Here is a 19,871-nt window from a genome sequence, read left to right on the forward strand (position 1 = left end):
GCGAACGCTCAATGAGTCACAGGCGGTACCTGCCCTTTCATCCGTTCGAGTTCACGACGCGCCTGTGGGGCCAGCGCGCTGGTGGGATAGTCCACGAGCAGTGTTTCGAAGCGGGTGGTGGCGCCGACCTTGTCGCCGGCCGCGAGCAGTGCGCGTGCCGACGCCAGCAGCGCCTCCGCCGCCTCGGGGCTCTTGGGCCACGTGGCGATGATGCGATCCCACAGCGTCATTGCGCCGGCCTTGGGTGAGAGCCGCGCCGCCATGGACAGCAGCGCCGGTGCCGCTGGCCCAACCGAGTCGGACAGCGCGATGAAGCGCGCCGCCGCGCCGGCGGAATCGCGTCGGGCCAGCGCGAGAAACGCCGCGCCGAGTCCCGGTAATTGATCGACCCGCGTGCGGGCCAGAATGCCCAACGCGTCCACCAACTCACCGCGCTGCGTTGCCGCTCGCACCAGTCGCTTGCGAGCAGTGGCGAGGTCACCGTCGTAAAGCGCCAGCCAGCCGGCCGTTTCGTCGTCGTCTTCGAGGTCGGTACCCTTCACCGTCTCTTTCGCGCGCGCTAAGTCGCCGGCTCGCAGATACGCACCCACCAACGGACGGGCCATCGCCGACCGGGCGGTTTCATCGAGCAGCTTACCCGACGCCTCGATGCGCTGTTGCGCTTCGGCGGCACGACCAAGTTCGCCGAGGGCCGCGATCTCGATCGGCAGCAGCGCGCGGGCACGCACGACGTCGGTGCCCGGTGATTTTCGCGACGTGAGTTGCAATGCCCCCGCAGCGTCTCCCGCATTGAGCGCCGCCTGCGCGGCACGCTGTTGCGCCTCGAGGTCACCACGCTTCTCGAACACCGCTGTCCACGCGTCACGCGCGACCAGCCACGACTGCGCCAGCTCGGCGCGCTCTCCGAACGCGCGCCACGCCGCCGACGTGGAGTCATCGGCTTTCACCGATGCCAGCGCGAACCACGCACGGCGGGGCTCGCCCCACGCCAACTCGAGCGCCGAGAGCAATCGACGCGGCGCCAAGAGCGCCGGGTCGGCCAACAGCACGGTGCGGATGGAGTCGCGCGTCGGCGCCGGTGCGCGATTCAGTGCGAACATTGCGGCCGTTTCGAGATACGGCTCGTCGCGCAGGGCGTCGCGGAACGCCACGGCGGCGGCGTTCCAGCGCCCGAGGGCGACATGCAGCTGCGCCACTTCACCGGAGAGGGCACCGCCAGAACCCAGCAAGCGACCGGCCTCGCCAAGCACCGAGTCGGCCGCCTGCGCTCGTCCCTGTTGCAGCAGCAGCCGCGCGTATTCGCGGAACGGCGCGCCGTCGTTGCCGGCCGCGCGACGCCAGGACGTGAACGCGATGCGTGCTTCGTCGTCGCGCCCGATGCTGACCAACGCGCGCAACTGAATGCTGCGCGCCACCGGATCGGTGGGACGCAGCTGCACCACGCGCTGCGCGACGGGGATAATGGAATCGCGCATGCCCAACTCGGCCCACACACGCTCGAGCCCGAGCAACGACAACGCCACCTTGTCGCCGTCGGAGTTGCCAGGAATGAGCGCACGCTGCAACACCTCGCGATAGGCGAGGGCCGCTTTCTTCATGTCGCCCTTGTCTTCGGCATCGAGCGCAGTACCCAACGCGTCGGCCGAGTCCACGCGCGTGGCAGGCGGCCGTGCACCGCCCTGCGATCCGCTTTGCGCCTGTGCGGTCGTTGATGCGATCGACAGTGCGCCGATCGACAGCGCGAAGATGACGCGAGGCAACTTGAGCACCTTACGGCGGCGTCGTGCCATTGAGCTTGCGGAAGTACTCGATCACGATGCGACGCTCGTCGGGACCCAGACCACGCAGTTCGTTCCACGTGGGCGGCGCAAACTTGTTGGCCGCCTTGCCCGACTGCGATCCATCGATGCGACCCGAGGCGCCGTTGCCGTTGGCCGCCTTCGCTTCACGCGGACCCTGATCGTCGCGCTCGTCCTGCTCGAGGAAGCGACCGGCATCGAGCAGACGGCGGTACAACTGCGCCTGACGGGCGGCCACCGCGGGGTCGATGCCGTTGCGTTCGATCTGCTGCGACAACGTTTGCGCTTCCTTCGCCAACGCATCCATGCGACCAGTCTGGTCGGCATCCGACACGTCGTTCAACGAACGCGCCACATCACGCTGCTGTTTGGCCAATACGCGCGACTGCTGCCGCGCCGCGTCACCCTTCGCGCCGCCGGGGAGCATGTTCAGCCCCTGCATCTGTCCGTTGAGCTGCCCTTGCTGCTGCGCGAGCTGCTTGAGCTGCTCCATCATTTCGGTAAAGCCCGACGCCGACTGCGCGCCGTTCATCTTCTCCCGATCGCGCACCAGCGACGACAGCGCCTGATTGAGCGCTTCGCTGGCGTCCTTCATCGCGTTCTGCGCCTGCTCGCTGCCGCCGGGCTGTCCCGACTGCTGCATCTGCTGCGTGGCCTGCTCGACCCGGCGCTGCGCTTCGCCCATCGCCTTCTGCGAACGCTGCGACAACAACGACGAGCTGCGCCCGGCCTTCTCGAGTCGCTCGGCCGCCTGCTGCACACCCTGCTGCAGCGCGCTCTGCTCGCCTTGCATGCCCTGCGCACCCTGCTGACGGGCCTTCTGTTCGAGCTCCGACTGCTGACGCGCCAGCTGCATCGTTTCGTTGATCGACTGATCGAGCTCGCTGGACAGCTCGGTCTTCCACGCATCGACCTGCGCATCACGCGCGGCCGACAGCTGCTGCGCGGCCTTATCCATCGCGTCAGCGGCCTTGCGGGCCTGGTCACCGTGGCTGCCCTGCTGGCCCGCTTGCGGCTGGCCGCCCTGCTGTTGGCCGCCTTGCTGCTGACCACCCGGTTGCTGGCCTTGCTGGCCCGCCTGCGGTTTGCCGCCTTGCTGACTTTGCCCCTGCTGGCCGGGCTTCGGAGTTCCCTGCTGCCCCTGCTGACCATTGGGCTGAGCGCCCGACTTCTCGGCGCCCGGCTTGGGCTCGCCACCGGGCTGCTTCTGGCCGGGGGCACCCTCTTGACCGGGTTCCTTGCCCGCCGCGTTCGGATCCTTCTCGCCCTGCTTCTCGCCGGGCTTGGCCTCGCCCTGTTCACCGGCCTTCTCGCCGGCCTGCTTCTGGCCATTCTGCTGCTGCGCCTGCGCCGCCTTTTGCATGGCATCGGCCGCCTGATTCACCAGCGGCTGCGCGGCACGCGTCTTTGAAGCACCGGGCTTGGCACCTGCTTCTTCGAGACGCTTGGCCAGCGCCTGCACTTCACGCTCCAATTCACGCGCGCGATCGGCCAGCTCCTTCGGACTCGAGGCGGCGCTCTCCTGACGACCTTCGCTCTGGCGGCTCTCCCCCTGACGCCCATCCATGCGGTCGGCCGCTTGCTTCTGTTCCTTGGCGAGATCCTTGGCGTCGTCGCGCAGCGTCTGCATCGCGCCTTCGAGCGCGGCGCGCTTCAGCATTTCGGCGCTCTTCTCCAGCTGCTCGCGCATCTGCTTCTGCTGCTCGCCGAGCTGCTGCATAGATTTCTGCGCTTCGGTGCCGCTGAGTCGATCGGAATTCTTATTGAGTTCCTCGAGCTGCTTCTGCATCTCGGGGGTCATCGCGTCGCGCAACATCTTCTGGATGTCTTTCATGCGCGACGCCAGCGCGGTGTCGAGCGCGTTCGCGTTCTTCAAGCGCGACTCGAGCTCCTTCGCGTTCTGTCGCAGCGAATCCACCTTGGCGCCCAGCTGCTGCTGATCGCGCGCCAATTGCTTCGCCTTCTCGGCGGCCGAGAAGCTCATCGACTGACTCTTGCCGCCTTCGCTCTTCGCCGTGCCGTTGGCCTTCGCTTCTTCAGAAGTACCACCACCCTTGAGATCGCGATTGCGCGCGGCGTTGTCGGTGTTCTGCTGCAGCCGCTTCTCCTGCTGCGCCAACCGCTGCGCCTGCGCAGCCAGCGAATCGGCCAGCGCGCGAGCCATCGCGCGCTGCTCCGTTAAACTCGGCACGCGCAGCAACACTTCCGCGCTCACGGTGGTCTGCCGCCATGGCGAATCGTCGGTGGCAATCGCAGTCACATGCAGGCGATCGCCGGGTTCGAGTTTGCGACCATCGAGCGTGATCGACGCGCCGCCTTCAAACAGCGGTGACGCCGGCGACGCGACATCGATGCGCTCGCGCGTGACGGCACCGCTGGCGCCGGCGCTCTCGCGCCACACCTGCAGCGACACATTGCTCACACCGTGATCGTCGCTGGCGTCGACGTACACCGGCACGATACCGGTAGGACCGATGGCGGTATCCGAGCCCGGCGACACGATGGCAACTTCCGGTCGTTTGTCCGGCACCACGGTAAAGGCCAAGGCATCGGGCAGTTCAGGCGGTAGCGTTGCCGCGTCGGCGCTCGGCGTGGCCGACGCGATCCAGCTCCAGCTGCCGTCGTGGTCGAGCGGAATGATCGCCGACACCGCCGCGCCGTTCACCGACGCCGGGAAACGCACGGTGTCGCGACCATCGGTGAGCATGGCGTCGCGCGCACCACCACGCAGCATCGCGGTGACGCGCACGTGCGTGCCACGCGGCACACGCAGCGGCGGCACGGGCTCCATCGATTCGTCGGTACGGCCCAGGTACGCCGGGTAGTCGGCAAATAAGGCCACGTCGCCGATCCAGCCGCGGTCGGCCACGGTGATGAGGCCATTCAATTCGGGAGCACGTCCGTCGTTCACGCGAATCGCAATCGGCGCCGACACGGCACCGAGCGCCAGCGTGGCCAGTCCATCGGCGCGTACACTGAGCGTCGTGTCGCGCCATGCCTCACCCTCGGCGCGACGCGAGATCGTGACGCTGTTGCGGCCGTCGGCGCGCACGCGAAGCGACACCGGCATCCCGCGCGGTACGAGCGTGGGGAGTTTGTCGAAGCCGAGTGCCGGCAGCAGCGTACCGCGCCACGCGCGTACGGGGTGCACCGTGGCGGCGAAGCCATCAGGTGCTTCGCGCGCCGACCACGAGAGCGCGCCGACGGTGATGGCGGCCAACACACCGGCCACCGTCACGCCACGACCGAGTCGCTGCGCCACCTGCGGCGCCAGCGCGCCCGGCGCCAAGCGCCGCGCGACATCCTGCGAAGCGCGCGCACCGAGCGCGCCGGTTCCTGCTACTTCGAGCGCACCGCGCAATGACCCCGAGCGCAGCGACTGCTCGCGTTCAATTGCGGCGGCAAGTGACGTCAGCGACAGCACATCGGCGTTGCGCTTGCGCAGCAACCACACGAGTCCAGCGGCGGCGGCCAACGCAGCCACCCACATCGCGATCGGTACCGCGCGCGGCAACGTCATCCAACGTCCGTCGGCCATCAGCCACGCACTCGCAACCAGCGCAAGCGCGATCACGCCAATCACCGCCAGCACCACGGCCGCCATGGAGCGGGCGCGCAGCGTGGACTGCTCACGCGCGAGACGCGCGTCGAGACTTTCCGATGAAGGCGCGGCGGTGCGGAGTGCGGGAGCGGTCACGGTGTCACCCGGCTCGTGACCGCGTAGGTAAACAGATTCACGCCCATGCGGATGGCCTGTTCGTGGAGCAGCGGCGGGTCAGGATACGTGCCCACGTCTTCCCATCCGTTGCCGAGGTCGGCGGAGTAGGTGTAGTACACGGCGAGTCGGTTGCCGATGAAGATGCCCATGCCCTTCGCCGGCTTGCCATCGTGCTCATGCACTTTTGGCGGCCCATTCTCGAAGTCGTACACGAGATGGTAGATCGGATGGCTGTGCGGCACATCGACCAACGGACGATCGGGAAACACCCGCTTGATCTCGCGACGGAAGCTGTCGTCGAGCCCATAGTTGTCGTCGACGTGCAGAAAGCCGCCGCGGGTGAGATACTCGCGCAGACGCTTCACCTCGATCTCGCTGAGCTTCATCTCGCCGTGCCCCGTGATGTGCAGGAACGGAAAGTCGAAGAGCGACGAATCGGTGAACGTGACCTTGGCTTCGGCCCGCTCGATGGGCAGCGCCGTGCGCTCGGCGATCGCGCGAATCAGATTCGGCAAGCTGGACGGATTGGCGTACCAATCTCCACCGCCTTCGTACTGCACGCGGGCAATCGCCAGGCGACCCGGGCCGCGCCGCGCCGCGAATGGCGTGAACGCCAGCGACGCGCCGACCACAGCGGCGAGCAGAGCGAAGCGGAGGGAACGACGGGCCGGAAGCCGCATCAGGTGTCGTGGGCGAGTCGGTAGGCGAGATTGCGGCTGGCACCATGCTCGTCCATGAGCCGCTGGACGATTTCACGAGGACGGAACCCTTCCTCGCGCAGGGCCACTGCCACCGCCTGGAGGCCGTCTTCACTCGGGGCGACGACCGACGCGCCACCCAGAATGATCACGATTTCCCCGCGCGGTGGCGTGCCTTCGTAATACGCGGCCACCTCCTCGAGCGTTCCGCGTTTAACCTCTTCAAAATGCTTCGTCAGCTCGCGGGCCACAGCCACCGGGCGGGTTGTGCCGGCAATGGCGGCCAGATCACGCAGCGTGTCGACCAGACGGTTTGGTGATTCGTACAACACGACGGCGTGCTGCAAGCGGGCCGCGAGGGCCAACTGTTCCTCGCGCTCCTTCCCCTTCCGTGCAGGAAATCCCAGCATGGTGAACGGGTGCGGCACCATGCCCGACGCTACGAGGGCGGCCAGCACGGCCGACGCACCGGGGATCGGGACCACGCGCACACCGGCGGTTGCAGCGGCCTCAGCCAGACGGGCGCCGGGATCGGACACCAGCGGCGTGCCGGCGTCGCTGATGAGGGCGATGGCTTCGCCTTCCTTCAGCCGCGCGACCAGACGTGGAATGACGCTGGCTTCGTTGTGCTCGTGCACGGCAATCGTCGGCGTACCGATGCCGTAGCGGCTGAGCAGCGTGCGCGCGTGCCGGGTGTCCTCACAGCAGATCACCGCGCATTCCTTGAGCACCGCGAGGGCGCGCAAGGAGATGTCTCCCAGATTTCCGATCGGCGTACTGACGATGTGTAACGCCCCGGGGATGGCCGCGTGCGGCCAGAGCGTCGCCGCCCGGTCGGCGAGATCGGAGGCGATAACCTCCGATTCGGCCGAACCGGGCGCGTCGCCCACGTCGGTCAGGCGTGCTCCTTGAACTTCGCTTCGAGCGCGGGGCGCGGCACCGCGCCGACCACCTGATCCACCAGCTTGCCGTCCTTGAAAAACAGGATCGTCGGAATCGAGCGCACGTTGAAGCGCGCGGCAGTCCGCTGATTGTTGTCGACATCGAGCTTGGCCACCTTCGCCTTGCCCGCGTACTCGGTGGCCAGCGCTTCCACGATTGGTGCAATCATGCGGCACGGCGCGCACCATGTCGCCCAGAAATCCACGACCGCGAGCCCTTCGTACTGCTCGATCTCGGCCGCAAACGTATCGTCCTTCACTTCAACTGCGTTCGCCATCATGTGCTCCGTTGGCGCGGCTTCCGGCCTTTACCGGTTGCTCTCGCGCCCGTCTGCAGGATTAGAATTCGGAATTCGTTCACGCCGCCAAAAACATCGCCGACCATGACCGACTCCGTACGCCGCGGCACGCGCATCGCCCACATCGGGATCGCTGTGCGTGCCCTCGACGAGCTGCTTCCCTTCTACCGTGATGTCCTCGGCATGCCCGAGGTCCCACTGGACGATGCCGACGGTGCCACCATTGCTGGGCTGGCGGCCGGCGAATCGCTGGTGGAGCTCCTCGAAGCGAAGTCCGACGACTCCCCCATCGGCAGGTATGTCACCAAGCGGGGTCCCGGTATTCACCACGTCTGTTTCGCGGTGGACGACCTCGACGGCACCTTACAGCGCTGCCGTGACGCCGGCCTCCGACTTATCGATGAAACACCACGCCTGGGAGCGGAGGGGAAGCGGATTGCGTTTCTCCATCCAAGTGCCACGGGCGGGGTGCTCGTCGAACTATCCGAATACTAGTCTGGGTGTCCAGCGTCACCAGTCCAGCTCGCTGCGGTTCAGCGGCAAAAGTCTTTCAGAGGGAGGAGGTTGATGTCCTCCACGAACCAGCGGCCTCCCGGCCCGTTCACCGTCAGAATCGACGTCTTGGCACTGCGCGGCCCCTGAAAGAACTCCAGCTGGAATTCCTGACGACCGCCGGTCTGCAAGCGTGGACGGTCTTCCAAGAGCGCCCAGCGGTCGTGCGTGAGCGTGCATTGCATGATGATGAGGCGCTTCTCAAGATCCTCGCGCTTCATTTGATCGCGGGCGGCCCCTTTGGTGGTGCCCCAGATCGCGCTCATGGTCTGGAGATCCTGCGCCTTGACGGCCTTCAGGAAGCCTTCCACCGCGGCCTTACCCGTCACCGCCCCAACGGCATCCGGCGCATCACCCCGAACCGACGGTGCGGTCTCGCCAGGGATCGACGTCTCGGTGCTCTGGATCGTACGGGTGCACGCACTCACGCCCGTCGCCGTGGCGGTCAGGAGAGAGTACATCAGCACACGGTTCCGCATCATCTTAGGCTGCACGCAGGCCTCCTACCCACGGTGTTGACCATCTTCACGGATCGGCATCGGTCTGGCCTGTCTCTCACAGGCACCAAATACGGTCCCGTCCGTTCGTCGGGGAGAAAGGTACCCCACACGTTCTTCTACCGGATACCCCAGTGACGTCGCTTCGCTACCAGCGCCTTTATGTGAACATCGACCACGTTGCCACGGTCCGGCAGGCGCGACGCAGCGCCGAGCCGGACCCGGTGGCCGCTGCCGTGCTCTGCGAGCAGGCCGGCGCCGACGGCATTACGGCCCACCTCCGGGAAGACCGGCGGCACATTCAAGACGCCGACATCCACCGCCTGGCGACGACGGTCACGACCGCCCTCAATCTGGAGTGCGCGGCAACCGACGAGATGCTGGCTCTGGCCGAAGCGCTCCGCCCCGTGGCGGTCACGCTGGTGCCCGAGCGCCGGGAGGAGGTCACGACCGAAGGAGGGCTCGATGTGTTCCGGGCGGCCCCCCAGCTCAGAGAGTCCATTGCGCGTCTGAAACGCGCTGGGGTGCGTACCAGTCTGTTCATCGACCCGGATGCGGCGGCGGTTCGCGCGGCTCACGACTTGGGCACCGATGCGGTCGAGTTGCACACGGGTCAGTACGCGCACGCCCCGGCGGATCCGCGCACGTTGCGGGCGCTGGCCGATGCGGCTGCGCTGGCGTCGTCGTTGGGGCTGGCGGTGCACGCCGGGCACGGTCTGTCGGTGCAAAACGTCGGACCGGTGGCCGCCATTCCGGAAATCGAGGAACTGAATATCGGGCACGCCATCGTCGGGCGCGCCATCTTTGTAGGACTGTCCGAAGCCGTGCGTGAAATTCGTCAGGCCATGGACGATGCGCGTGAGGCCGACCGCTTCTAGTGCCGAACGTGTCTCACCCGATCCACCTTCTTCGTCCGAGCAGCCGAGCATGAGTGCACCGCACGCCCTCATCGAATTCTTCCAGAAGGAAGCGATGGAGTATCTCGGCCGTCTCGACCAGATGATGGCCGACGCGGAAGAACAGACGCCAGACGCCGCGGCGTTTCTCACGAACGCGCGCGCGCTCCGTGGCAGCGCGACGATGACGCGCCTCGAAGGACTGCCCGACCTCGCCTCTACCATCGAGCGGATCGCAACCGGACTGCGCGACAACGAACTGCGCTGGGATCAGCGTCTGCATTTCGCCGTGCGCGGCGCGCTCGTGGAGTTGCGCTCACTCGTGGAGCGAGCGGGCGTGTGGACCGAGGCCGAGCAGCGGCGCAGTCGTACGCAGTCGGTGGCGCTGGCGGCGGTCGCAGCCGGCTATCTCGCCACCGATACGCCAGCGGCATCTCCGGCCACACAAGTCGTGCCGATTTCGCGTTTCTTCCCAGACGACGGCATGCCGGCGATTCTGCAGCGCAACGCGGCACCACCGATCACGCTGGCGCAGCGGTTCCGCACCGACATCGCCGCCGCCGCCGACGGCGTGGCACGCGAGTCGGCGGCGCTGGCCACCAGCAACGCCGGTCCGTCGCAGCTCGCGCTCGCCGACGGCGTTCGTCGGTCACTGCTGGGATTGGCCGATGTCGCCGAGAGCTATGGCGCGGCCAGCATCGCCAACATGGCCACACGCATGGCGCGGGCGCCGTTGGCCACGGCCCATGAGCGCCAGGGCGTGCAGAGCGTAGCGCGCCTGCTGATGGACCGGGAAATCACCGACCAGCAGCTCGCACAGCAGGTAAAGCAGTCCAGCATGACGTGGGCGGGCGCACCGGACGCGCCGCCGGCCGTGGCGCCCGCGGTGATTCCGATCGAGTCCCTGCTCTATCGCGGCCACTCGGCCATCACGCGTGCGCGCGCGGTACGCGACGAACTCAAGACGCATTGGCAGCGTGGCACGCTGGCCGAACCGGCCGCGCACTCGTTGTTCGAAGAGTTGTCGGACTTGCTCGATCTCGCGGTGACGACGTGAGCGCAGTCCGGAGATGCACGCAGTGAAGTTGGATTGGAAGAGTGGCTTGGGGATCGCATTCAGCGCGGTCCTGCTCTGGTGGACGTTGAAGGGTGTGAACTTCAGCGAAGTCTGGTCGGTGCTGCGCACGTCGAATGTGCTGTTGTTCGCCCTCAGTCCGATCGTGGGCACCTGCATCTTCCCGCTGCGTGCGCGCCGCTGGCGCACGATTCTCGAGCCGGTGTCCGGCCGCATTGCGTTCGGACCGCTGTGGCGCAGCACGGCTATCGGGATGATGATGAACAACGTCTTCCCGTTTCGCGCCGGTGAATTCGCCCGCGCCTTTTCGATCACGCGTGAGGTACCTCGCGTCGCCATCACGACGGCGCTCGGCTCGCTGGCCGTCGATCGTATTTTCGATGCGATCGTCATCTTCGCGATGATGTTCGCGGCGATGCTCGACCCGCGATTTCCGAGTGGCGTGACGCTGGCCGGGCGCACCGTACCGGAGTTGGCACAGTTCGGCGTCGCAGGCATGATCGCGCTGTTGATCCTGTGCTACGCCATGGTCATGCAGGCCCCGCGCGTGTTGTCGCTGGTGCGCTGGGTGGCGCACCGCGTGCTGCCGCGCTTCGAGGATGTCGTCGTGGGCTTCGTCGAAAAGGCGATGGGCGGTCTCGCCGTACTCCGAGACGGACGCCGCTTTCTGGCGGTGCTGGCGTGGGCAGTTGCACACTGGGTAGTCAATGCACTCGCGATGCACATCGGGTTCATGGCGGTGGGTATGGATGTGCCGATCAGCGCGGCGTTCTTTCTGCAGGGCATTGTCGCGCTGGCGGTGGCAGTGCCGAGCTCCCCCGGATTCTTCGGCGTGTTCGAGTTGTCGTCGGTGCTGGGGCTGGCGGTGTACGGCGTCAGTGACAAACTCGCCGTAAGCTGGGCGCTCGCGTATCACCTGCTCAGCTTCATTCCGATCACGATCATCGGCGCCGTGTACTTCGCCCGGCTCGGGCTGAGCGTGGGCACGCTGAGCGGCAAGAGCACCTGACTCGCGCCGATCGAGCATCCATGACCTGCGAATCCCGCACCGAGCGCGCGCACGCCAAGATCAACCTGGTGCTGCGCATTCTGGCCCGTGAAGCGAGTGGCTACCACGGCATCGAGACGCTGTTCCAATTGCTCGAGCTGCACGACCTGGTGCACGTGCGCGTGGGCATGATGCCCCCGGCGCTCACCTGTGCCGGACCCACCATGCCGGCCGGCGGACTGGGTCCCGTCGAGCAGAACCTGGCGTGGCGCGCCGCCGTGGCCTACACGGCGGCGAGCGGATGGAACACGGGCTGGGAGATCGAGATCGACAAGCAGATCCCGGTGGGCGGCGGTCTCGGTGGTGGCAGTGCCGACGCGGCGGCGGTGTTGCGCGCGCTGGAGGCGTTGAGTCCCGCACCGCTGGGCATGGAGCGGTTGCTGCAGATCGCCGGGACCCTCGGCGCCGACGTGCCCTTTCTCGTGAGCGGCGAATCCCTGGCGTGGGCGTGGGGACGCGGTGATCGACTAATGCCGCTGCCGACGCTGCCGACGGCCGCTGTGCTACTGGCGGTGTTCCCCGATGGTGTGAACACCGGCGCGGCCTATGGCGCGTTTGCACGGGCGCGCGAGGCCCGCGGCGACACGGTGCAGGCGTGTGCCTATCCGGCGTCGGCATTTGCGTCGTGGGAATCGATCGCCGCCGTGGCCGCCAACGATTTCGAACCGGTCGTGAGCGAGATGCACGCGGGCGTCGCGCTGGTGCTGCCGTGGTTCCGCGAGATGGCGGCCACGGCTCGGCGCAACGGCTCCGCCGCCATCGGCATGATGAGCGGCAGTGGCGCCACCTGCTTCGTGCTGCACACCGGTGGCGTCGGCATGCAGGTGAACCTCCCGGTCACCTTCCTGCAGACGTTGACCCGCTGATCAGAACAGCGCGACGCGCTTCTGAATCATCTCGGCCAACTGCGCTTCGAACACGCCGGTTGATCCGCACGCCACCGGATCTTTCGACACACCTTCCACATCCTGTGCGCCGGCAAGCATGCCAATCCGGATGCGCGTTTCCGTGGCGGTCACTGGCTCCAGCCAGACAAAGACCGCCATCGTCACGCGCCAACCGTCGGCGTGCGAGCCGCTCATGCCCTGCCCGCAATTCAGATATGTCGACAGACGTTCGCGCCCGAGCTTGCGAATCATGCGCGCGCTACCGCTGCCGAGTACGCGCATGGCGGGATCCTGCGTCGTCACGGGGATTTTGAGTTCCATGAGGACGGCGTTGGCGGCCTTGTAGGTCACCTCACGCGACGCATGCACGACCACCGGCGCCGTGGCGACCGAGTCGACGGACATCGGCGTGAAGTAGCCGAGCAATCGCAGGCGGATTGGCGGAGACTGCGCCCGTGAGACAGCCGGCGTCGCCACGCACATGACGGCGAGCATCGTGAACAGCACTCGGGACAGCGGCATGCGCAGACTCGGCGTGAAATCGTGAGACCAATTGGCGAACGAATGCATCGGAGGTATGACCTACGGCATCACCGCGCGTTTGCGAATCTCGTCGGTCAGAAACGTTTCGAGAGCTCCCGTAGATCCGCACGACAGGGCATTCTTGGACACGCCTTCGTTGTCGTTCGAGCCAGCCACCACCGCGACGCTCACGCGCGACAGGGCCGGGCCAGCCGAATCAACCCAGACGAACAATGCCATCGTGATGCGCCGCACGTCCGCGTGCGCACCGAGGGTGCCCATGCCGCATTCGAGGTATCTCGACAGCCGCTCGCGGCCGAGCATCCGGACCGCGATGAAGCCTCCATTACCCAACAAACCATTGTGCGGCTCATCGACGCCGAGCGGAACTTTAAGCTCGGTGAGCACGGCCGCGGCGGCCTTGTAGGTGAGCGCCGGTGATGCCGGCACCGACGCCGGAGCGCTGGCGACAGAGTCGACCCAGATCCACCGCGCGTTGCCCGGCATGCGCACCCGGATGGGCTGTCGCTGCGCCGACAGTTCGCTGGCCGTGCCGGCAGCAAGTACGGCATACACGACCATCGCGACAAGCACTCGGAGAGCAAACGACATTGGCAAAAGACTCGGATGGGCGTCGTGGGAGAAGAATCGCTGCGGGAATTTATCACGCGGCGGGGAGATACACCTCGAACGTCGTACCGCTCCCGACCGTCGACTCCAACACGACGTCGCCGGCGACCTGCTTCGCGATGCCGTGAACGGTTGCCAAGCCGAGTCCGGTACCCTGCCCCAGTGACTTCGTCGTGAAGAATGGTTCGAAAATGGAATCGCGAATAGCGGCCGGAATGCCCGTGCCCGTATCGGCCACGACGAGTCGGACGTAGTCGCCCGGCGCGAGCGAACCACGCGGGCGCCCAGCTTGCGGCAACGATACCAGATCGAGCGACACGGCGATCCGACCGCCGGCATCGATCGCGTCGCGCGCGTTCGCCACGAGATTGATGACGATCTGCTCGAACTGCGCGGGATCCATCAGTAACGACACGCCCGTGGCAGAGGCGGAGAGTTGCAGCTCGATCGACGCGCCGGTCATGACGCGCAGCAGCGCGTCGAGCGAGTGCAGTCGAGAAACCGGATCGAAGCGCTCTGGCGCGGTTGGACGGGCCCGCGCGAACGTCAGCAACTGCGCCATCAACGAACGCCCGTGCTGCATTGCCGCACCGACCTCGCGATGGGCATCGCCGCGCACCTCACCGCCCGCATCACGCGGCAGACGCTCGCGCAGCGACTCCAACGACAGTCCCAACACTTGCAGGACGTTGTTCATGTCATGTGCAACCGCAGCAGCCATCCGTCCGAGGCTCTCCATGCGCTCGCCTTGCGCGATTCGCCGTTGCGCGTGCGCCAGCTCCGACGCCTGCCGTTCGACCAACACGACTTCCTCGGCCGTGCTGGCGAGCAACGCGAACACACCGGCCGCCGAGAGGCACAGCAAGTCCAGCGTGACAATCACGATCACGCCCGACAGCGGTAGGTCGGGCATACCGACGCGGAGTCCAACGAGCACAGCGAAGAACTGCCGCACCGCGAGCGCCGTCAGGCCGACAGACATGAGTTGCAGAGCGGTGCGATGTTGGCGCGCTCGCTGCCACGCGCGCCAGGACAATACGGCCGGGATCGACAGCACGAGGAGCTGCGTCACTCGGCTCCAGCTCACCGTGACCACGCGCCAATCGGGAAACAGCGCGGCCGATCCGAACACGCCAGCGGCATGAAACAGCAGCACCGCGGCGCCCCAACGCGTTGCCTGAGGTATCACCGAGGGGAGCGCCACTCCCGGCTGCAACAACGACGCAATGGCTCGTTGCACGAAAGGGATACCGGCAGCCATCACGGCAACCAGCGACGTCGTGATCAGCCGCGACAGGGTCCGATCGTTCCAGACCGCGCCGCTCCACGACGAGAAGATGTTCAGGAACGCGGCGAGCGCGAGCAGTCCCCAGTAGCCGGCAATGGCCCGCATGGCCGGCCGGTCGAAATGCCGCGCCACGCCGTGCTGCGCGGCGGCGAACCCGATGATCACGGCGCTCTGCAGCAGCGTCGAACCCAGGTTGATCTGATCGAACGACGGCAGCGAATCGAACCCGCTCAACGACGCCAATGAGACTCCGGACCACACGGTGATGAGCGAGCGCAGCGTCGCGACGTCTTGGCTAAGGTAACCCTGAATGGGCGATGTCGCTTCCCCTACCGTGTCGCCGAGGATCGATGCTCACGCCAGCGCCAGCTGCGCGGCGGGTGCGCGGCGATCATCCGCCTGTCGGTACTCTCCGTGGTCCTGTAACTCCCACGCGGTGCCGTCCCGCAAATAGGCGTCGAGAATCGCATCGAGCCGTGACTGAAATGTCGCTCCGGGCACCGGAACGAGCACCTCGACGCGCCGACGGAGATTGCGTGAGCGCAGGTCCGATGACCCAATGAGATACTCCGGACTCCCTCCATTCTCGAACCGGTAGATGCGCGAATGCTCGAGCAGGCGCCCCACGATCGACGTCACCCTGATGCGGTCCGACACGCCGGGAACGCCGGGCCGCAGAATACAGATGCCGCGAACGATCAGATCAACCTGCACGCCGGCCTGTGATGCCCGCTCGAAGGCCTGCACCATTTCGCGATCCCCGAGACCGTTGATCTTGATCGTGATGCGCGCGGGCTTCCCCGTTCTGGCATGCTGGATCTCACGTTCGATGTGTTCCAACAAGCCTTTCAGCAATTGATGTGGGGCCACCAGAGCACCATGCGGAAGGGCAGCCGGCGGCGCATGCCGCTCGGTCAGACCGGCGAACAGCACGTCCATGGCATCGGCGAGCTCGGCGCGCGCCGAGAACAGACTGAGGTCGGTATACTGCCGTCCCGATCGCGGATTGTAGTTGCCGGTGCCGACGTGGACGTACCGCACCGTCGCGCCGTGCTCGACCCGCGTGACCATCGCGACTTTGGCGTGCACTTTGAGACCCGCGATGCCGTAGGTCACGTCCACGCCAGCCGCCTCGAGCGCGCGCGACCATTGCACGTTGTGCTCTTCGTCGAAGCGTGCTTTCAGTTCCACCACCACCGCCACGCGCTTCCCCGCTTTCGCGGCCTTCACCAGCGCGTCCACGATCGGCGATGGATTCCCTACGCGATACAACGTGGCTTTGATCGCCGTCACATCGGCGTCGTCGGCCGCCTGTTGAAAAAATCGCACGACGCTGTCGTCGAAGGATTCGAAGGGATGGTGCAACAACAGGTCGTCTTCGCGCAGCAGGGCGAACATGGAGCGGTCGCCAACCACCTGCTTCGTCGGCATCGGGGGAAATTCGAGCGATGGATCATCCGGCAACGGCAGCGACTGCAAACAGCGCAGATCGAGCAGCCCGTCCACCGGCTGCACCGAGTCCACGGTGAGCTCCATGTCGCGCCCGATCGCCTCACGGCGCAGCGTCTCGAGGATCAGCGCACCGACCGAGTCGGGCATGCTGCGCTCGACTTCTACGCGTACGGCCGGGTTGTGCACGCGTCGCTCGGTCGCCAACGCGACGGCGCCGAGCAGGCTGCCGGTCTCATCGTCCATGATCGGGAGATCGCCGCCGCGCGTCACGCGGAAGAGATACGCGCTCTCGACCATCGTGCCCGGATGCAGCAGGTGCGCATTGGCGCGCAGCACTTCCTCGATGGCGATTACCGCGCCCGCCCGATCCGGCACTGCCAGCAGCCGCGGCATGTCACTCGGCAAGTCGTGTTCGGCCAATCGCAGGCGCTCACCCGGGGCCATGCGAAACAGCACGGCGAGAAACAGCCCGAGGTGCGGTAGGTGCGGCAGCGGATGCCCGGGACTGAGCGTGATCGCCAGCGGCCGCAGGTCGGGCTGGATTTCTTCGAGATACTGCACGCGCAATACATGCTGCTCGTCGATGGTCAGCTCCTGCCAGGACAGCAGTCGCACGCCTACCCACTCCGCCGCGCGCAGACAGTCCGTCGCGCAACGCGACTGACGCGCGATGAGCTCCTCGAGGCCCCGCTCTACTGTGAGCAGCCGCTCCGTGGCCGGCCCCGGCTCGTCGATCGCCGCACGGCGCAGTTCCGCCATACGCACCATGTACAGCTCATCAATGTTGCCGGTGACGATGCCCAGAAAGCGAAGCCGCTCGAGTAGCGGCACGGCGGGATCTTCGGCCAACGCGAGAACCCGGCTCTGAAAGGCCAGGAGACTCAGTTCGAGGTCGATCTCCACGTCGTCGGATGAAATGGTGGGCAATGAAGCCGTGCACGGCGGTGATCTGAGCGAAGCTACAGTCTACGCAGCCATATTGCAGCATGCCCGACCAATCCGATCTTCCCATGCACTTCGAGCCGCGCCCCGGGGACCCGACGCCGCGGCGCATCCGGCGGATCGGACGGCTCGTGGCGGTGTTCGCGCTGGCGGTGATGTTCATCGCCATGCTGTGGGTGTTCACCGGTATTCCCACACCGGTGGCCACGGCGATGGACGACGCGCTATGGGCGCCCTGCCCGGCGCAGTATCTGGCCGCCCGCACCGCGGTCGATTCCGGCTTGGCGGATGGCTACGTGCTGCGACCACGCACGCGATTCGAGCGGGCGATCACCTGTGGCAGCGAGCGCCGTCGGCGTGCGGCCAAGCGCGCGCTGGTCTTCTAGCGACGGCGCGGGCCGGCCACGCGTCTTTCGGTCGTGCGTGCCGCGGTGGATTATTCAGGATGCCCACGACGCTCCCCGCAGTCCCGACGATCGACGAAATCCGCGCCGCCGCCACGCGCATCGCTCCGCACGCGCAGATCACGCCGCTCCTGACCTCGCCGGCCCTCAATGCGCGCGCGGGTGGTCGCGTGCTGCTCAAGGCCGAAGTGCTGCAACATACCGGGTCGTTCAAACTGCGCGGCGCGCTGAATCGCCTGCTGCAACTCACCGACGACGAACGCTCGCGTGGTGTGGTGGCCTATTCGTCTGGGAATCACGCGCAGGCGGTCGCGTACAGTGCCACCCTGCTCGGCATGCGCTCCGTGATCATCATGCCGCAGGATGCGCCGGCGCTAAAAATCGAACGCACGCGCGCCTTCGGTGGTGAGGTGGTGCTGTACGACCGCTATACCGAAGACCGCGTTGCCATTGGCGGTGCGATCGCGCAGGAACATGGCCTGACGATCGTGCCGCCCTTCGAAGATCCGCACATCGTGGCCGGACAGGGCACGTTGGCGCTCGAGGCGCTTACTCAGGCCGCAGCGATGGGTTACACACCCGAGACGCTACTGGTGTGCTGCGGCGGCGGCGGCCTCACCGCTGGCTCGGCGCTCGCCGCTGCCGCAGTGTCGCCAAACACCGTGGTGCATCCGTGCGAGCCGGCGGAGTTCGACGACACCGCACGTTCGTTGCGGCTGGGCCATCGCGTGGCGAACGAGCCCGGCAAGCGCTCCATCTGCGACGCGATCGTGACCGAGATGCCCGGTGAATTCACGTTCTCGATCAATCAGCCCCGTGTCGGCGCTGGTCTCACGGTGACCGACGACGAGGTGCTCGCGGCCATCGCCTTCGCCGTGCGCGAACTCAAGTTGGTGGTGGAGCCGGGCGGCGCCGCCGCGCTGGCCGCGCTGCTGTCGGGCAAGCTCGAGACGAAAGGGCGCACGACGATGGTGGTGGTCACCGGCGGCAACATCGATCCGGCGATGCTGGCGCGAGCGATCGGTGTCGTCTGACGCCGCACCCGTGATCCTGCTGCTCCCCGGGCTGTACGACTCGGGGCCGGCGCATTGGCAATCGCTGTGGCAAGCCCACGCCACTGCCCTTCCCGTTGAACGCGTGGTGCAACAGGAGTGGGCGGCGCCGCGCTGCGTCGACTGGGTCGCACGACTCACGCAGGTGATGCAGGAGACCGCACACGATGTCGTGCTGGTCGCCCACAGCAGCGCCTGCGCCATGCTCGCGCACTGGGCGCGCGAGGCGCCGCTGACGCTCATCATGCGGGTGCGTGGCGCGCTGCTGGTCGCGCCCAGCGACCCCCTCGCGCCGGCGTATCCGAGTGGGCCCACCGGATTCGCCCCCGTGCCTCTGCACGCGCTGCCCTTCCCCAGCACCGTCGTGGCCAGCCGCAACGACGAGTACGTGACGTTCGCCCAGGCCGAGCAGTACGCCGCGGCGTGGGGCAGCAAGCTGTGGGATCTCGGCGAGGCCGGGCACATCAACGCCGACGCCGGCTTCGGCCCGTGGCCCGAGGGCTGGCGCGCCGTAGAGGAGATGGCCGCGGCGCCGCAGTGTCGGGTCGCCCGCTACAGCGACGTCGCGGCACTGACCGCGTTGATCGACGCGTCGGTACGCCGGTTGGCGGCGGGGTACTACACCGACGCGCAGATCGCGTCGTCGCTGGCGTACGTGTTCGGCGTCGACTCGAGTCTCATTCACGATCGCAGCTACTTCGTACTCGAGCAGCACGGCGAGATCGTGGCCGGCGGTGGCTGGAGCGATCACCAGACCCTGTTCGGCGGCGACCAGTTCCATAACCGCGGCGAGGGACGCCTGAACCCCACCACGTCACCGGCGCGGATCCGTGCGTTCTACGTACACCCCGACCACGCCCGGCGCGGCTACGCCAAGCGCCTCTTGCGCGTCTGCAGTGCCGCCGCGCGACGCGCGGGATTTACCTCGCTGTCGCTGATGTCGACGCTGCCAGGTGAGCCACTCTATCGGGCGCTGGGGTTCGTGCCTGACGTGGGAGTGGACTATCCCATGCCCGACGGGACGACACTGCCGCTGATTCCGATGACGAAAGGGATCGCGTAGGGCTCGACAGCAACGGCAACGGCAATGGCAACGGCAACAGCCAGAACACGGAGGCCACCGATCGCACCGAAGCTGCCACAGATAAGCAAACAGCGCCTTTTGTTTATC

At 66.8% G+C, this 19,871-nt stretch carries 18 protein-coding genes; 8 read left to right on the forward strand and 10 right to left on the reverse strand.

All coding sequences use genetic code 11. From position 1 onward, the window contains the following. Window positions 1–8 precede the first annotated feature (8 nt). From HKW67_RS08085 to trxA, 5 genes are read right to left on the reverse strand one after another with little or no spacing between them, the layout of a single operon-like run. Window positions 9–1,790, reverse strand: coding sequence for a tetratricopeptide repeat protein (locus HKW67_RS08085; RefSeq protein WP_171224897.1), 1,782 nt, complete (start codon window positions 1,788–1,790; stop codon window positions 9–11). Next, window positions 1,771–5,496, reverse strand: a complete 3,726-nt coding sequence (locus HKW67_RS08090; RefSeq protein WP_171224898.1) for a hypothetical protein — start codon at window positions 5,494–5,496, stop codon at window positions 1,771–1,773. The genes HKW67_RS08085 and HKW67_RS08090 overlap by 20 nt, the downstream gene beginning before the upstream one ends. Continuing rightward, entirely contained in the window at window positions 5,493–6,197 is a 705-nt protein-coding gene (locus HKW67_RS08095; protein ID WP_171224899.1) for a DUF4159 domain-containing protein, read from the reverse strand. The genes HKW67_RS08090 and HKW67_RS08095 overlap by 4 nt, the downstream gene beginning before the upstream one ends. Beyond that, window positions 6,197–7,105, reverse strand: a complete 909-nt coding sequence (gene rsmI / locus HKW67_RS08100; protein WP_171224900.1) for a 16S rRNA (cytidine(1402)-2'-O)-methyltransferase — start codon at window positions 7,103–7,105, stop codon at window positions 6,197–6,199. The genes HKW67_RS08095 and rsmI overlap by 1 nt, the downstream gene beginning before the upstream one ends. Window positions 7,106–7,110: 5 nt before the next feature. Beyond that, entirely contained in the window at window positions 7,111–7,434 is a 324-nt protein-coding gene (trxA, locus tag HKW67_RS08105; protein ID WP_171227594.1) for a thioredoxin, read from the reverse strand. Window positions 7,435–7,539: 105 nt separating this feature from the next. On the opposite strand from trxA, the gene mce reads away from it, so the two are divergent. Continuing rightward, entirely contained in the window at window positions 7,540–7,950 is a 411-nt protein-coding gene (gene mce / locus HKW67_RS08110; RefSeq protein ID WP_171224901.1) for a methylmalonyl-CoA epimerase, read from the forward strand. A gap of 38 nt (window positions 7,951–7,988) precedes the next feature. On the opposite strand, the gene HKW67_RS08115 is transcribed toward mce, so the two are convergent. After that, complete coding sequence (locus HKW67_RS08115; protein ID WP_171224902.1) at window positions 7,989–8,501, reverse strand: hypothetical protein; 513 nt, start codon at window positions 8,499–8,501, stop codon at window positions 7,989–7,991. A 137-nt stretch (window positions 8,502–8,638) separates the two neighbouring features. On the opposite strand from HKW67_RS08115, the gene HKW67_RS08120 reads away from it, so the two are divergent. From HKW67_RS08120 to ispE, 4 genes are read left to right on the forward strand one after another with little or no spacing between them, the layout of a single operon-like run. Beyond that, on the forward strand, window positions 8,639–9,382 hold the full coding sequence (locus HKW67_RS08120) for a pyridoxine 5'-phosphate synthase (RefSeq protein ID WP_171224903.1): 744 nt from the start codon (window positions 8,639–8,641) through the stop codon (window positions 9,380–9,382). A 49-nt stretch (window positions 9,383–9,431) separates the two neighbouring features. Next, window positions 9,432–10,457 (forward strand): hypothetical protein, encoded by a 1,026-nt coding sequence (locus tag HKW67_RS08125; RefSeq protein WP_171224904.1) that lies wholly within the window; start codon window positions 9,432–9,434, stop codon window positions 10,455–10,457. 22 nt (window positions 10,458–10,479) lie between these two features. After that, window positions 10,480–11,484 (forward strand): lysylphosphatidylglycerol synthase transmembrane domain-containing protein, encoded by a 1,005-nt coding sequence (locus HKW67_RS08130; protein WP_171224905.1) that lies wholly within the window; start codon window positions 10,480–10,482, stop codon window positions 11,482–11,484. Window positions 11,485–11,504: 20 nt separating this feature from the next. Further along, complete coding sequence (gene ispE / locus HKW67_RS08135; RefSeq protein WP_171224906.1) at window positions 11,505–12,389, forward strand: 4-(cytidine 5'-diphospho)-2-C-methyl-D-erythritol kinase; 885 nt, start codon at window positions 11,505–11,507, stop codon at window positions 12,387–12,389. On the opposite strand, the gene HKW67_RS08140 is transcribed toward ispE, so the two are convergent. The 4 genes from HKW67_RS08140 to ppk1 all read right to left on the reverse strand — a co-directional run bounded on the left by HKW67_RS08140 (window position 12,390) and on the right by ppk1 (window position 17,229). After that, entirely contained in the window at window positions 12,390–12,932 is a 543-nt protein-coding gene (locus HKW67_RS08140; RefSeq protein WP_171224907.1) for a hypothetical protein, read from the reverse strand. It abuts the gene before it with no gap. 60 nt (window positions 12,933–12,992) lie between these two features. Continuing rightward, window positions 12,993–13,544 carry a hypothetical protein gene (locus HKW67_RS08145; RefSeq protein ID WP_171224908.1) on the reverse strand — a complete coding sequence of 184 codons (552 nt, stop codon included), beginning with the start codon at window positions 13,542–13,544 and terminating at the stop codon, window positions 12,993–12,995. Window positions 13,545–13,596: 52 nt separating this feature from the next. Further along, on the reverse strand, window positions 13,597–15,111 hold the full coding sequence (locus tag HKW67_RS08150) for a sensor histidine kinase (protein WP_171224909.1): 1,515 nt from the start codon (window positions 15,109–15,111) through the stop codon (window positions 13,597–13,599). A 93-nt stretch (window positions 15,112–15,204) separates the two neighbouring features. Then, the gene (gene ppk1, locus HKW67_RS08155; protein WP_171224910.1) at window positions 15,205–17,229 is read right to left on the reverse strand and encodes a polyphosphate kinase 1; all 2,025 of its coding nucleotides are present in this window, start codon (window positions 17,227–17,229) and stop codon (window positions 15,205–15,207) included. A gap of 59 nt (window positions 17,230–17,288) precedes the next feature. On the opposite strand from ppk1, the gene HKW67_RS08160 reads away from it, so the two are divergent. Genes HKW67_RS08160 through HKW67_RS22280 form a run of 3 tightly spaced genes read left to right on the forward strand, consistent with a single transcriptional unit; the run spans window position 17,289 to window position 19,763 of the window. Beyond that, window positions 17,289–17,630, forward strand: a complete 342-nt coding sequence (locus tag HKW67_RS08160) for a hypothetical protein (protein ID WP_171224911.1) — start codon at window positions 17,289–17,291, stop codon at window positions 17,628–17,630. Window positions 17,631–17,689: 59 nt separating this feature from the next. Continuing rightward, window positions 17,690–18,682: a threonine ammonia-lyase gene (locus HKW67_RS08165; RefSeq protein WP_171224912.1), complete on the forward strand. Its 993-nt coding sequence runs from the start codon at window positions 17,690–17,692 to the stop codon at window positions 18,680–18,682. Further along, on the forward strand, window positions 18,672–19,763 hold the full coding sequence (locus HKW67_RS22280) for a GNAT family N-acetyltransferase (RefSeq protein ID WP_206044648.1): 1,092 nt from the start codon (window positions 18,672–18,674) through the stop codon (window positions 19,761–19,763). The genes HKW67_RS08165 and HKW67_RS22280 overlap by 11 nt, the downstream gene beginning before the upstream one ends. The last annotated feature ends 108 nt before the right edge of the window (window positions 19,764–19,871 follow it).

Origin of the sequence: Gemmatimonas groenlandica (assembly GCF_013004105.1) — a bacterium.
Taxonomy (GTDB): Bacteria; Gemmatimonadota; Gemmatimonadetes; order Gemmatimonadales; family Gemmatimonadaceae; genus Gemmatimonas; species Gemmatimonas groenlandica.

Bases quoted from the DNA above. Each gene is read 5' to 3' on its own strand.
- HKW67_RS08140 (WP_171224907.1), bottom strand. From the start codon at position 12,932: ATGCCGCTGTCCCGAGTGCTGTTCACGATGCTCGCCGTCATGTGCGTG.
- HKW67_RS08095 (WP_171224899.1), bottom strand. From the start codon at position 6,197: ATGCGGCTTCCGGCCCGTCGTTCCCTCCGCTTCGCTCTGCTCGCCGCT.
- HKW67_RS08145 (WP_171224908.1), bottom strand. From the start codon at position 13,544: ATGTCGTTTGCTCTCCGAGTGCTTGTCGCGATGGTCGTGTATGCCGTA.
- HKW67_RS08165 (WP_171224912.1), top strand. From the start codon at position 17,690: ATGCCCACGACGCTCCCCGCAGTCCCGACGATCGACGAAATCCGCGCC.
- ispE (WP_171224906.1), top strand. From the start codon at position 11,505: ATGACCTGCGAATCCCGCACCGAGCGCGCGCACGCCAAGATCAACCTG.
- HKW67_RS08125 (WP_171224904.1), top strand. From the start codon at position 9,432: ATGAGTGCACCGCACGCCCTCATCGAATTCTTCCAGAAGGAAGCGATG.
- HKW67_RS08160 (WP_171224911.1), top strand. From the start codon at position 17,289: ATGCCCGACCAATCCGATCTTCCCATGCACTTCGAGCCGCGCCCCGGG.
- trxA (WP_171227594.1), bottom strand. From the start codon at position 7,434: ATGGCGAACGCAGTTGAAGTGAAGGACGATACGTTTGCGGCCGAGATC.
- mce (WP_171224901.1), top strand. From the start codon at position 7,540: ATGACCGACTCCGTACGCCGCGGCACGCGCATCGCCCACATCGGGATC.
- HKW67_RS08085 (WP_171224897.1), bottom strand. From the start codon at position 1,790: ATGGCACGACGCCGCCGTAAGGTGCTCAAGTTGCCTCGCGTCATCTTC.